The organism is Salinicola peritrichatus, assembly GCF_003206715.1.
GTDB classification, from domain to species: Bacteria; Pseudomonadota; Gammaproteobacteria; order Pseudomonadales; family Halomonadaceae; genus Salinicola; species Salinicola peritrichatus.
In genome coordinates this window covers 55679-68339 of the sequence record NZ_PZJU01000075.1, presented here as the reverse complement: position 1 = coordinate 68339, position 12661 = coordinate 55679, and the positions used below count along the sequence as shown (strand labels likewise).

Below are 12661 nucleotides of genomic sequence, written 5' to 3'. Positions count from 1 at the left end.
TGTCGAAGTCGGGGTAGCATCATCGGCACCCAATCGCTCGTCAACGCCGGTATCCGAAATCCAGTAAGCGCGCTGCGCAACGGCACCATTGGCTGGACGCTGGAAGGATTCGATCTCGAGGTCGGTCAGCAACGCCGCTATCAGGACCAGGACGCTGGCGAGAGTTCGCATCAGCGGGTCAGGGCCAGTATCCGGGCATTGGACGTTGCCGAACGTGCTGGCGTGCGCCGGCTTTCCAGAGATGATCTGCCAGCTTTCCTGGATGACGCGCGGACGGGGTATCTCCTCGATGTGCGTTCCCCTGAGGAGTATTGGGCCGGTCACGTGCCGGGATCGCGGTCAGCACCGGGTGGGCAATTGGTGCAGGAAACCGATCATATCGTGGGCGTTAGAGGTGCCCGAATCGCGCTGATAGACGACGATGGTACACGTGCCAACATGACGGCTTCATGGCTTGCCCAGATGGGCTGGGAAGTCTACGTGGTGGATGGATTGAAACCCGCGGACTTCCGTGAAGTCGGGGAGGAGAAGATACCGCGGCCCGTTGTCGTCGAAGCCGGAACCATTACCCCAAAGGCGCTATCGGAATGGCTCACGGATGGCGCTGTCCAGATACTTGATCTCACTTCATGGGCCAATTACCAACGCGGACACATTCCTGGCGCCAGTTGGATTCTTCGCAAGGATGTCGTGGATCATGTCTCGACATTGCCCTCATCGCACACCGTCGTGTTGACGTGTGGCAGCAGCCTCCTGGCGCGTTATGCATGGGCGGATCTGCCTCAGGTCGGAGAGCGCCGCTTCGTCGTGCTGGCCGGAGGAACTCAAGCGTGGAACGATGCCGGTCTGCCGCTGGAAACCGGCGAGGGAACACGACTTTCCCCGACTATCGATCGATATCGGCGTCCCTATGAAGGAACCGACAATGCCCGCGAAGCGATGCAGGGATATCTCGATTGGGAATTCGGTCTGGTCGAGCAACTAAAAAAAGACGGTACCCATGGATTCTTCGTCATTTAATTGACGACATGAACATGGCTTGTGCGGATATTAGGAGCGCGCATTATCACGATATGATTGAAAAAAGATTGCCCCGTCGAGACAGGGCAATCTTTTTTATGTTGATCTGATATTGTACTTGTTGAGATGACCACAACCTGTTTTTGGCTTCTGGCGGTGAAGCGATCTTTCTGGACATCCAATAGCGCCATAAAATAGTAAAGTCATGGCCTTTTTAGACGAGAGCCAAGTTGCCTTTGTTTTGACGATGCACGCTATGATCTTGGGATGTGTGAACGCTGAGGACCTCCGAAAGCTCCGTGATGGCAAGATCCAGACGCCCGCGGATTTCCTTGCCGAGACGGTATTCGCCATCCTCGTCCTTCTCGATATGAAACGGGCAGGCATAGATCCCAGCGAGTTGGTGGTAGGCTCCCAGCGACGACAGTACCGGTTTGAGCGCATAATCGAGGACGAGAAGATGTTGATCGCTCCCACCGGCGGCAAGTGACAGCACCGTTTTGTGTTTCAGCGCGCCTTGGGGCAGCACATCGAGCATGAGTTTCAGGCCACCACTAAAAGACGCCTGATACACGGGAGTGGCAATCACCAGGGCATCGGCAGTGGCAACGGCCTGGCGCAACTCGACAATCGTTGGATCATTCCAGCGCCCTTGGACGAGGGTGTTGGCATCGAAGTCGTCGAGTCGGAATGATGAAACTGTCGCCCCGGTGTGCACAAGGCTGTGCTTGACATAGTCAAGCATGGCGGTCGAGCGAGACGAAGCGCCGGGGCTGCCGGCCAGTGTAACGATATTCATAAAAAGCCCTTTGGTATTGCCAATCAATGTCATCGGATCCTAACAGTCTCTGGAATCAGGGATAAATCAATAATATTGGATACTATATTTCAGGGACTGCGGCATAGTTCTGGATTGAAAGCCAACGTCTGCCGTGGGCACTGCGATTCGATCTTTGTCAGTAAGGTCGTCGAGGTACTCTACGTCGGGATTGTTCGTCACGAGATAGTTGGGCATGAATCCCAGTGCAGCGATTGCCTTGACGTTCTGGCGTCCCCTGACTGGCTTTGCGGAGTCAATCACCGAGGGATGGTCGAAATGCCCACTGTTTTAGTGGGCACCTAAGTGAATAGAGATCGTAATACAGGGACGTAAACTGCTATGGATCATCTTCAATCCAGGCCCGTCTGGGATTAAGAGGCAGCGGTCCCGGTGGCATGATCGTAAAACCAATGAACATGGTGGATATCGATACCGACTTCGTCGTTGGTGTCGATGGCCAAGGCTTTGTATGCCTGTCGAGTCAATTCGATGGTGATCAAATCGTTCTCTATATGAGGGCCATTGTCCCCATTCAAGGCAATGGGTACGGCTTCGACATGATAGCTACTGCCCATGGGTTGAATGTGCTGAATGCGTACCCGCCAGGGGACTGCCGTGTCTTTCACGATTTCAATATCGTGCGGGCGAATGAAGGCATCCTGCTCCTCGGGATGATGGATTTCCCGGGCTTCCTTGGGAAGTGGAATTTGCCAGTTGCCGGTATGGAATGCGCCTTCCCGGATGGCGCCGCGCAGAATATTGACATTACCGATGAACGATGAGACGAAGGGGGTGTGCGGTTCGTCGTATATTTCCTCGGGGGTTCCGACCTGTTCGATCCGGCCATGGTTCATGACCACGATGCGGCTGGCGACCTCCATCGCTTCTTCCTGGTCGTGGGTAACGAATAGGCTGGTCACGTGAAGTTCTTCGTGCAGTCGTCGCAGCCAGCGGCGCAATTCTTTGCGTACGTTGGCGTCCAGTGCGCCAAAGGGTTCGTCCAGCAGCAGGTAGCGGGGTTCCACCGCCAGCGCTCGCGCCAGGGCGATGCGTTGACGCTGGCCGCCGGATAGCTGCGGCGGGAAGCGCTTGGCCAACCAGTCCAGTTGGACGAGTTCCAGCAGTTCATGCACTCGTCGCCGGATCTCGGCTTCGGCGGGGCGCTGAGCGCGCGGCCTGACGCGCAGGCCGTAAGCGACATTTTCGAATACGCTCATGTGGTTGAACAGGGCGTAGTGCTGGAACACGAATCCGACCTGACGATGGCGTATCGGCTCGTAGGTCATGTCTCGCCCCTCGAGCAAGATGCTACCGCTATCGGCGAATTCCATGCCGGCGATGCTGCGCAACAGTGTGGTCTTGCCGCATCCGGAAGGACCGAGCAGCGCGACCAGTTCGCCGTCGTCGATGGAGAGTTCTATATCGTCGAGAGCGGTGAAGTTGCCGTAGCGCTTGGTGAGATGGTTGACGTGGATGCTCATTGCGTTGCGTTCTCCCATTGGCGCTGCTGTCGCCACTCGACGATGGATTTGACGATCAGGGTCACGATGGCCAGGCCGGCCAGCAGCGTAGCAACCGCGAAGGCCGCGCTGAATTGATATTCGTTGTAAAGAATCTCGACGTGGAGAGGCAGAGTGTTGGTGGAGCCACGAATATGCCCGGAGACCACCGACACGGCACCGAATTCTCCCATGGCGCGCGCATTGCACAGGATGACGCCATAGAGCAGTCCCCATTTGATGCGCGGCAGGGTGATGGTCCAGAACATTTTCCATGGACCGGCGCCAAGCATGATCGAGGCTTCCTCCTGCTCGGAGCCTTGCTCCTGCATCAGGGGTATCAGCTCACGAGCGACGAAAGGCAGCGTCACGAACATGGTGGCCAGGACGATGCCGGGCAAGGCAAAAATGATCGGGAAGCCGTGGGCAGTGAACCAGCCGCCAAACCAGCCCTGACTGCCGAAAATCAGGATGAACACAAGCCCTGCGATGACGGGAGAGACCGAAAAGGGTAGGTCGATCAGTGTCGTCAGCAGGCTGCGTCCGGGGAATTGGAATCTGGCGATGCACCAGGCCGCGGCAATGCCGAATACGGTATTCAAGGGAACGCAGATCAACGCGGTGGTCAGCGTCAAGAGTATGGCATGACGCGTATAGCGATCGGTAATGGCACTGATATAAGCCTGCCATCCCTCGCGAAAGGCCTCCGCCAGAACGGAAACCAAGGGCAGGATCAAGAATAGTCCGATGATTACCAGTGCCAGGGCGCTCAAGAGGTAGCGTACCCAGGGCGAGGCTTCGGTGGGAGCCGGTCGGCGTTGTATCTTCGTGGCTTGCGTATTCATGGCGATATCCTTACCCGCGCCCGGTGCGTTTTCGAGTCCAGTGCTGCAGGCCATTGATGACCAGCAGCATGACGAAGGCCACGACTAGCGAGGCCAGGGCGATGACCGTCGCTCCCGGGTAGTTGTATTGCTCGAGTTTGGTCACGATCAGCAAGGGGACGATTTCGGATTTCATCGGCATGTTGCCGGCAATGAAAATGACCGAGCCGTACTCCCCGAGTCCTCGTGCGAAAGCCAGCGAGAAACCGGTCAGAATCGCGGGAATCAGAGGTGGCAGTAAAACTCGTCGAAACGTCTGCCAGCGTGATGCCCCTAAACTGGTCGAAGCCTCCTCCTGTTGGCGATCCAGATCCTGGAGAATCGGCTCGACGGTTCTGACCACGAAAGGCAGGCCGATGAAGATCAGGGCGATGGTGATGCCCAGCGGCGTGAAGGCGACACGGATGCCGAGATCGGCGAAAAACTGCCCCAACCAGCCGTTGGGGGAGTAGAGCGTCGTCAGTACGATGCCCGCCACGGCGGTGGGCAAGGCAAAGGGTAGATCGATCAGGGAATCCCAGAAGCGTTTGAAGGGCAGGGGATATCTGACCAGAACCCAGGCGACGACGAGGCCCATGAAAATATTCAGAAAGGCGGCCGCGAAAGCGGTCGAGAAGCTGACGCGAAACGCCGCCAGGACGCGGCGATCCGCGAGCGTGTCCCAGATTCCGCCGAGACTGAGCTCGGCGGATCGGGTGACGAGAGCCAAGAGCGGAATCAGCACCAGTAACGAGACGGTAAAGACCGTGATACCCAAGCTTAGCCCGAAACCGGGAAGCATCGATTTGCGTTGACTCATGTCGGTAATGGTTTCCTGATGTCGATTCGAGAAGCCGGTCGGCGTTCAGGGTTGGTAGATCTTGTCGAACACGCCCCCATCGTTGAAATAGGTCTCCTGGGCCTTGCGCCAACCACCAAAGATTTCGTTGACGGTGTGCAACTCGAGGTCGGGGAAGCGGGCGACATCTTCCGGGTCCGCTGCTTCCGGATTGATCGGACGGTAATAATTCGCCGCGATCAGCTTCTGGGCTTCGGGGGAATAAAGGTGCTCGAGATAGGCATTGGCCGCTTTCTCCGCACCCTCGCCCTTGTTCTCGACATTGCCTTCAACCACGGTAACCGGTGGTTCGGTCAGGATGCTGACCGAGGGAACGACGATATCGAATTGATCCTGACCGAGTTCCTGGGTGGCGAGAAAGGCTTCGTTTTCCCAGGCCAGCAGCACATCGCCGAGCCCTCGTTGAACGAAAGTGTTGGTTGCGCCACGCGCGCCGGAATCGAGCACGGGAACGTGTTGATAAAGTTCCGAAACATACTGCTGCGCTGCTGCCTGTGCCGACTCGACCTCATCGGCGTATTGCGGGTCGTCGAGCTTGCTCAGGTCTCCGAGTTCCTGTTTGAGGATGTAGATCCATCCCGCCAGAAAGTTCCAGCGAGCACCGCCGGAGGTTTTGGGGTTGGGCGTAATGACCTCGACGTCATCCTTGGTGAGGTCGTCCCAGTCCTGGATGTTCTTGGGATTGCCCTTGCGTACCAGGAAAACGATGGTCGACGTATACGGGGCGCTGTTGTGGGGGAGTTTGCTTTGCCAATCCTCTGGAATCTTGCCGGTGCGGTCGGCAATGGCGTCGATATCGTAGCCCAGTGCGAGGGTGACCACATCTGCGGGTAGGCCATCGATGACCGAACGGGATTGTCCACCGGATCCTCCGTGGCTCTGCTCGACGGTGACGGTGTCGCCCGTCTGTTCTTCGTACCATTGACTGAAGAGCTGGTTGTAATCCTGATACAGCTCGCGTGTCGGATCGTAGGAAGCGTTCAGGAGCTGGATGTCCTCGGCCTGAGCGGGTAAAGCGCCCAGTGCGGATATTCCCAGTGCGCTTGCCAATGCCAGTGTCGATAGTGTTTTCATCGGTCGTGATCCCTTGAGAAGTGAGTTGCGGGTACGCTTGGCCACTCTAATGGGTCAATAATTGTGTAAAAAAGTAATAAAAAATGTAATCTTTATCGCGAATAGCGATTAGCTCAGCGGGCATCCAGGGCGCGTTGCACCGTGGTCTCGTCCAGTTCGGCGCTGCAAAGATGCAGAAACTCATAGGCGAAGGCTTGTAAAAAGTGGCCGCGCCGCAGTGCCAGATAGGTGGTGTTTCTGGGGAAGAGGTCGTTGCCCGATAGCAGCTCCAGACCCCGGTCTCGCTCGGGGTGATAGGCCAGGGAAGCGATGATGCCGATTCCCAGTCCCAATTCGACGTATGTCTTGATCACATCGGCGTCGAGCGCGGTGAGTACGACGTTCGCCACGAGACCGGCGGACTCGAATGCCTGGTCGATCCGGGCGCGGCCGGTAAAGCCTTCGTGGTAGGTCACGATGGGGTAATCGGCAACGGCTTCCAGGGTCAGGGGCGACGTGCGTGTCAATGCATGGCCATCGGGGACCACGATGCTGTGATGCCAATAATGGAAAGGAAAACGAACGAACGACGAGTTCTCCTCATTGACGCCTTCTGTGGCAATGCCGATATCCACCGTGCCGCTCTTGAGCAATGCAACGATCTCGCTGGGACCACATTGGTGCAGTTCCAGGTTGACCTTGGGAAACTTTTCCTTGAACCGGGCAATGATTGGAGGAAGTGAGTAGCGCGCTTGTGTATGCGTCGTGGCGATGGCCAGGCGTCCCTGATCCTGGTGCGCCAATTGATGTGCTGAACGCTTCAGATTCTCGACATCCAGCAGGATGCGCTCGATGATCTCAAGTAGCGTGCTGCCTGCAGTCGTCAAGCCTAGGATACGCTTGCCTCGGCGCTCGAAAAGCTCGACGCCCAATTCATCCTCGAGATCGCGAATATGCTTGCTGGCCCCCGACTGCGAAGTGAACAGCGCATTCGACGCTTCCGTCAGGTTGAAACGCTGCCGAACGGTTTCACGCACGATACGCAACTGTTGAAGGTTCATGGCAAGCTCTGTCGATTTGTATTTTTTGGAATATAAAGTCCCCCCGCTTATCGCAATAAATAGATATTTTTCATAACTGTATTGAATTATTAGTGATCAGGTTATACTTATTTAGAATAAGTATTTTGGATCAATACGATGAAAACCGCTGTTGTCACGATAGTGTCTGGGATGTCTCCAGGCGGACGCCTGTGAGATGCGGGATCAAAGCGAACGGGTTCGGGTGCTCGTAGCAGGGCGGCCGAGCCCGTCGGCAGTCGGACATCAGACGTCTTGTTTGCCTATACGGTACTCCAGGCTCACGATGGTTGGGGCGCCGTCGAGAAACTCGTCGAGTCGTTCCAGGATGGGCGCCAACGCCGGTGACCGATCGTGCTCCTGCGAGGCGGACTCGTCCGCATACACCTAGAACATCGCGACACTGTTGGGTTTCCCTATGACGTCATAGCTCGCCCATACCATCGTGCCCGCTTCGATCTTCGTGTGTTGTCGATTGGCCTCGAGCAACGCTCGGAACTCCTCGATCTTCTCCGGTCGCAGTGGTAACTCGACGTACTTGGCGACTTTTCCCATGGTGTGCTCCTTCGCGATCAGAGATAGATGTGCGATCCGGCATCCACCCGGTACGATGCGCCGGTCACCTGCCGCGCAAGACCTGAGGCGAGGAAGACGATGACCGCCGCGACATCGGCGGGGTCATTCATCCTGCCTAGGGGCAGCTTTCGCATATCCTTCGCGAAGTACTCTTTCGCCTCTTCGAAGGATTTGCCGAGATCCTTCGACAGACTCTCCAGGAAACCGTCCATCGCGGGAGTCGCCGTCGGTCCCGGAGCGACGCAGTTAGCGCGGATGCCTTGCGGGCCGAACTCCATCGAAATCGACTTCGACAAGCTCAGCACGGCCGACTTGGACACGGCGTAATCGACGAAGAATGGGTCAGGCTGTGTCGCGGCGTCGCTGGCCAAGCTCACGATCGCGCCTCCGCCGCGCTCGATCATGTATGGGATGGCGGCGCGCGAGGCACGGACCGCGGAGAAGAAATTCACCTCGAGCAGACTCTTCCACTGGTCATCGCTCACGTTGAGGAAGCTGTCCCGAAAGGGGGCGACGCCAACGTTGTTGACCAGAACGTCCACGCCACCGAACGTCGCGGCGGCGCCATCCACCCATGCCTGCAGAGCCCCTTCGGCGGTGGTGTCCAGGCTCGTGGTGTGCACGGGACGCTGGGCCTCCACCGCCGCCGCCGCTGGATCACGGTCGGCAACGACGACCTGGGCTCCTTTCTCTACGAACGCGCGCACGGTGGCGAGCCCGATTCCCGATCCGCCGCCGGTGATTAGGACGATCTTTCCGTCCAGGTCGTATCCACTCATGAGTCATCTCCTGTATTCCAATACCCAGGTTGGGAGAGGCGGGGTACATCGTCCCGGTCATAGGCCATGCGTCCCCGAACGCTGATGAGTTCCATCTGGTAGCCCCATGGCGTGAGGACATAGACGAACCTCGGCCGGCGTTCGGCTGACCGGAACCGACGTCCGTGGGCGAGCCAAGCACTTGTACACCTGGAATGGAGTGGAAGTACGCCGTTGCCGCGTCGACGTCGTCGACATAGAGACAGAGATGGCTCGCTCCGATGTCGGAGTTTCGCGGATGCGACTCGCGTTGGTCGGGCGCCCGGTACTCCATCAACTCCAGATTCGTGCGCATGCCCAATCGCACCATCCCGATGCGTAGCCGGCTGCGCGGATGGACGTTGATGTCCTCCGCAGCCACCATCCCGGCGTTGCATCCAATCCGCCCGCTGCCACCGGAGTGGGCGATCCGTCCGTCTTCGCGACCGTGCGCCACAACTCCGAGACGATCCTGCGGTCGTCGGGATCGAGCGGCGCGAGCAACTCGGTATCAACGGTCGATACAGTCTTCATGGCTGCCAACGCCGTTGTGCGCCCCTGGGCCGTCAGCTCGACGGTGCGACGGCGGGCATCACGCTGGTCGGCGCTGCGTTGGCTGAGCCCCCGACTCTCAAAAGTCGCCAACAGTGCGGTCAACGTCGCTTTGTCCACCGCGATACGGTCGGCCAGGGCCTGTTGATGTCTGGGCCCTGGCTCGTCGAGTGTCAGGAGTAGTGCGAGTTGCGGAGTGCTCGGAAACTCGCCCACGATCGATCGCCACAGCGCCGTCCTCACCTGCTCGGCGGCACGAAGAGCGAATCCTGGCGCGCGTTCGACGGGAAGAGGCGTGACTGTCGGCCTTGTTTCCTCGATGCCTCGAGGCACGGACCCCGCCGCGACCGAGTTCTCCTCACTCATGATCGTGCGCAGACTGCAGCTTGATCGAGGTATGCGCCATTGGGTGCGTGTGAGTGCCTGGGCTGACGTATATGTCGAGTACGACGGCGGAAGGTATGCTCCCGCTAAGGTGTGGGTTGAGGTGCATCGCTCACGAATCCCTAGACGCCGCGCCGCGCATGCGCTCCGAGTAGGTCGCCATGTCCAGACCGAACAGACCGAATCGCGGCGTATTGTGGAGCAGGAAGTCATTCACGCCGAGTTCATACAGCCGGCCGACCTCTCCGGCGAGGAACAGCGCGCGCTCGAGTTCTGACAGGCCATAGGACGACAGTGCGCGCTCGGGCATCACCCGTGCGAGTTCGCGCAGGGCTGGATTGACCGCGACGTCGTGCAGAAAGCGGGATCCCTCGTATGCGCTCATGACTCGACCTCCCACGACGCATAAGCGTGTCCGAACTGTGGCTGTACATCGACGAATTCTGGAGCCCGGCCGCCGGCCGCACTCCAGACAGCGAGCCAAGCAAGCAACTCGCCTCCCGCGTTCCCGGCGCGGTTTAGTCGTTCCGGCGTCGCCAGAGCGACCAGTTGCGACGCGCGAGCCCCACGTAGATGGGCTACGACGGTCTCTGACCACTCCGGATCCGGGACCCCGTAGTTCGCGTTCGGTGCAATGCGTACCCCGCCGACCTCCAGCGAGAAGCTGCCGGAGGCGACCAGAGCGATGCGGGCATCGGCGTCATAACGCTCAACTGCTTCCCTGAGTCGGGCACCTAATTCATAGGCGCGAGTCGACGTAGGGAGTGGCGGCACCAGTTCGTTGATCCAAACCGGCACGATCGCCGCGTCGAGGTCTGAGAGCAGGAAATGCAGAGGCACGACCATGGCGTGGTCGATGGCATATTCGCGCACGGCTGTTGGCTCGATCCCGACCGAGGTCAAGTGTGCGTGGACGTACTCGGCGAAGATCTGGTCGGATCGCACGGCGCGCGGCGGGAGCCCTTCGGTTCCATCGTTGGGTCCCCAGGTCGAAGCCGCCATGCCTACGGCGAATGCCGGGAAGTTGTCGAGGAAAAAGGTGTTGAGGTGATCGTCACCGAGCACCAGGACGATGTCCGGCGATGCGTCGACGACACGCTCGCGCACACGCCCGTACATACGCCGGATCTCGTCGGCTGGTCCGACGCCGTCGTTCACGAGTTTGGGGAAGGCCGGGGTATGTGGTACCCCGAAGAGGCCGCAGAGTGTTGCCAACGAACTCTCCTTACGGGTGAGATGACGATTGAAGAAAGAGTACGTCTAGGGATTTAGTTTGTATAGCAATGTTCTCGCTGCATAGGTGGCTTGTGCCGGGAAAGATGCGGATTGAATCCCGATGGGATGCCGGATGCCGAGTTCTCGAATAGAAATGATAGTGCCCGCTATTGGCTTGCTGCGGTATTCGGCGGCGATGAGATATCAGTGGCTGACGGCTTGACGGCCGATGGTTGCGATCTAGCGGGCGTCGAGTGCTCGAGTCTCCGTCGTCATTGTCGTTGCGGCATACGCCACGCTGAGCTCGTCCGCCATGGCCTGCGCCTGCTGGAAAATTTCGGCCGCTCCGGTGATTTCCAGCAGCGAGCCATGGCCCAGCGGCCCCAGTGCGTAAAGTCTGCGGCTGGGTAGGTCGTTGCCCTGGAACAAAGCCCCGGACTCGGAGACCGAGAGCCCTTGGCCAAGAGCGTCGTGCCGGGCCAGGCCGGCGGCGACCAGCGAGCGTAGCAGGGGCGTATCCAGTGCGGGGCGATGGCCGCTGCAATCGATGACGAGATCGGACGGCCAATGGCTGGTGCGATTCGTATCGTGCCAATGGACCGTGAGTTGGCCGGAGTCGCTCGCCAGGATACGACCGCGCGCGAGACGGGTTCGGCCGCTGTCCAGTTCGGCTTGCAGGCGCCGGGCGTGAGCGGGCGGCAGGCGATAGCGGTAACAACCATAGCGCGTGGCGAGATGACGCTGGAAGCGCCGTCGTTCGCCGATATCCAGTTCCCGCCATAGTCGACTGGTCAGCGGCCGCAAGGCTTGGAATACGCTTTGCCAATCCGCGCCTTCGGCTTCGGCCCGTTGGCTGAGGGTTCGCACCAGGCGCAGCATGTCTCCCGCCGATTCGGGCCATGCCTGGGGCCACTGCGGGCAATGCCGGGAAGGCGTTTCGGTATGGGGTCGGGGCAGTTGGCCGTGGCGCGAGATTAGGGTTACCTGACCTTCAAAGCCTTGGTTGCGCAGCCGGAAGAGGGTATCGACCATCGTCAGCCCAGTGCCCACCAGAGTCACCCGATGCATGCGGGAAAACCGCTCGGGTGGAATCTCCCTGAAGGCAGGAAGACCATAGCGGGATGCCTGGCGGCAGCCATAGCCGGTCGCCAGGACGACCGCGTCCGCCGTGATCGAGCGGCCATTCTCGACACCGACCGTGAAGCGTCCCGAGGCGTCACGGTGAATCTTTTCGGCCTCGTCACGATGATGCCGCAGTTGCAGCTCGGGTCGCTTTGCCAGGCATTCGCTCAGACGCTCGGTGACGTAGCGGCCATAGTCTGCCCGGCGGGCGAAGTCGAACCCTGTCGGCGCTGTGTCGTCGCTGTGATGGTCGGTCAGCCAGTCGACGAAATCCCGAGGATTCTCCGGCACCAGCGACAGATCTTTGGCGCGGGAATTCAGCCGTTCGCCTGACGTCGCCTCGCCATAGGCAAGACCCTGGCCCAGCATCTGCCTGGGCTCGATGACCTCCATGCTCAGCGGCCCGGGACAGCGTCGGCCAAGGGCGATGATTGCCGCCGCGCCGCTGAAACCGCCACCGATGATCGTCACGCTGAAAGGGGCGTTGGATGTACAAGCGGAAGGGGACTGCCGTAGCAGTAGGGGTGCCTTCGTCATCTCGGATACCTCGATCGATACGCTGTGGGAAATCGATGATCGTGCTGGCGTGGGTCAGGTGGACCTGCCGTAACGCGCGCTATTCTTGCAGTGCCTCCTCTCGATGACGCTGCGAGATGATGGGCATGACGTTGTTCGGCGGTCACAACTGAGTTTTTTGGTTCTATTGCAAAAACCATTAGTTATAGGCAATAGAAACTAGACTGCGCCGAAGCCGTCGACAAACACGGATATCCGATATAGGTATACGTCGCCTTGATAAAGGCAGGGAGGACGAGAAGCCCC

The 12661-nt window shown here is 59.0% G+C and carries 14 protein-coding genes; 1 reads left to right on the top strand and 13 read right to left on the bottom strand.

Translation table 11 applies throughout. The annotated features are described in order from the left end of the window. The coding region (locus DOM57_RS22485; protein ID WP_239496356.1) for a hypothetical protein at positions 1-324 on the bottom strand (324 nt) is incomplete at its 3' end. Here DOM57_RS22485 and DOM57_RS20555 point away from each other — a divergent pair. Further along, a complete protein-coding gene (locus tag DOM57_RS20555; protein WP_338056509.1) occupies positions 223-1020 on the top strand; it encodes a rhodanese-like domain-containing protein in 798 nt (265 codons plus the stop codon). The two genes, DOM57_RS22485 and DOM57_RS20555, sit on opposite strands and share 102 nt — an antisense overlap. Positions 1021-1234: 214 nt before the next feature. Here the strand turns inward: DOM57_RS20555 and ssuE are convergent, their stop codons facing one another. From ssuE to DOM57_RS20500, 12 genes are all read right to left on the bottom strand, one after another. Beyond that, positions 1235-1852, bottom strand: a complete 618-nt coding sequence (ssuE, locus tag DOM57_RS20550; RefSeq protein WP_110651251.1) for an NADPH-dependent FMN reductase — start codon at positions 1850-1852, stop codon at positions 1235-1237. Between the two features lie 359 nt (positions 1853-2211). Beyond that, a complete protein-coding gene (locus tag DOM57_RS20540; RefSeq protein ID WP_110651250.1) occupies positions 2212-3321 on the bottom strand; it encodes a sulfate/molybdate ABC transporter ATP-binding protein in 1110 nt (369 codons plus the stop codon). Then, positions 3318-4184: a sulfate ABC transporter permease subunit CysW gene (cysW, locus tag DOM57_RS20535; protein ID WP_110651248.1), complete on the bottom strand. Its 867-nt coding sequence runs from the start codon at positions 4182-4184 to the stop codon at positions 3318-3320. Before cysW ends, DOM57_RS20540 begins: the two co-directional genes overlap by 4 nt. A gap of 10 nt (positions 4185-4194) precedes the next feature. Continuing rightward, the gene (cysT, locus tag DOM57_RS20530; protein WP_110651246.1) at positions 4195-5022 is read right to left on the bottom strand and encodes a sulfate ABC transporter permease subunit CysT; all 828 of its coding nucleotides are present in this window, start codon (positions 5020-5022) and stop codon (positions 4195-4197) included. A gap of 45 nt (positions 5023-5067) precedes the next feature. Next, entirely contained in the window at positions 5068-6135 is a 1068-nt protein-coding gene (locus DOM57_RS20525; RefSeq protein ID WP_110651244.1) for a sulfate ABC transporter substrate-binding protein, read from the bottom strand. Positions 6136-6248: 113 nt separating this feature from the next. Further along, the gene (locus DOM57_RS20520) at positions 6249-7175 is read right to left on the bottom strand and encodes a CysB family HTH-type transcriptional regulator (RefSeq protein WP_110651242.1); all 927 of its coding nucleotides are present in this window, start codon (positions 7173-7175) and stop codon (positions 6249-6251) included. 405 nt (positions 7176-7580) lie between these two features. Next, positions 7581-7748, bottom strand: coding sequence for a hypothetical protein (locus DOM57_RS21890; RefSeq protein WP_162619619.1), 168 nt, complete (start codon positions 7746-7748; stop codon positions 7581-7583). Positions 7749-7765: 17 nt separating this feature from the next. After that, on the bottom strand, positions 7766-8548 hold the full coding sequence (locus DOM57_RS20515) for an SDR family NAD(P)-dependent oxidoreductase (RefSeq protein WP_110651240.1): 783 nt from the start codon (positions 8546-8548) through the stop codon (positions 7766-7768). Between the two features lie 312 nt (positions 8549-8860). Next, positions 8861-9484 (bottom strand): MarR family winged helix-turn-helix transcriptional regulator, encoded by a 624-nt coding sequence (locus DOM57_RS20510; RefSeq protein WP_162619618.1) that lies wholly within the window; start codon positions 9482-9484, stop codon positions 8861-8863. A 130-nt stretch (positions 9485-9614) separates the two neighbouring features. Then, complete coding sequence (locus DOM57_RS21885) at positions 9615-9887, bottom strand: hypothetical protein (protein ID WP_162619617.1); 273 nt, start codon at positions 9885-9887, stop codon at positions 9615-9617. Then, the gene (locus tag DOM57_RS20505) at positions 9884-10717 is read right to left on the bottom strand and encodes a DODA-type extradiol aromatic ring-opening family dioxygenase (RefSeq protein WP_110651236.1); all 834 of its coding nucleotides are present in this window, start codon (positions 10715-10717) and stop codon (positions 9884-9886) included. Before DOM57_RS20505 ends, DOM57_RS21885 begins: the two co-directional genes overlap by 4 nt. Before the next feature lie 240 nt (positions 10718-10957). Next, on the bottom strand, positions 10958-12376 hold the full coding sequence (locus tag DOM57_RS20500) for an FAD/NAD(P)-binding protein (protein ID WP_110651234.1): 1419 nt from the start codon (positions 12374-12376) through the stop codon (positions 10958-10960). Between the last annotated feature and the right edge of the window lie 285 nt (positions 12377-12661).

Bases quoted from the DNA above. Each gene is read 5' to 3' on its own strand.
- ssuE (WP_110651251.1), bottom strand. From the start codon at position 1,852: ATGACATTGATTGGCAATACCAAAGGGCTTTTTATGAATATCGTTACA.
- DOM57_RS20540 (WP_110651250.1), bottom strand. From the start codon at position 3,321: ATGAGCATCCACGTCAACCATCTCACCAAGCGCTACGGCAACTTCACC.
- cysW (WP_110651248.1), bottom strand. From the start codon at position 4,184: ATGAATACGCAAGCCACGAAGATACAACGCCGACCGGCTCCCACCGAA.
- cysT (WP_110651246.1), bottom strand. From the start codon at position 5,022: ATGAGTCAACGCAAATCGATGCTTCCCGGTTTCGGGCTAAGCTTGGGT.
- DOM57_RS20525 (WP_110651244.1), bottom strand. From the start codon at position 6,135: ATGAAAACACTATCGACACTGGCATTGGCAAGCGCACTGGGAATATCC.
- DOM57_RS20520 (WP_110651242.1), bottom strand. From the start codon at position 7,175: ATGAACCTTCAACAGTTGCGTATCGTGCGTGAAACCGTTCGGCAGCGT.
- DOM57_RS21890 (WP_162619619.1), bottom strand. From the start codon at position 7,748: ATGGGAAAAGTCGCCAAGTACGTCGAGTTACCACTGCGACCGGAGAAG.
- DOM57_RS20515 (WP_110651240.1), bottom strand. From the start codon at position 8,548: ATGAGTGGATACGACCTGGACGGAAAGATCGTCCTAATCACCGGCGGC.
- DOM57_RS20510 (WP_162619618.1), bottom strand. From the start codon at position 9,484: ATGAGTGAGGAGAACTCGGTCGCGGCGGGGTCCGTGCCTCGAGGCATC.
- DOM57_RS21885 (WP_162619617.1), bottom strand. From the start codon at position 9,887: ATGAGCGCATACGAGGGATCCCGCTTTCTGCACGACGTCGCGGTCAAT.
- DOM57_RS20500 (WP_110651234.1), bottom strand. From the start codon at position 12,376: ATGACGAAGGCACCCCTACTGCTACGGCAGTCCCCTTCCGCTTGTACA.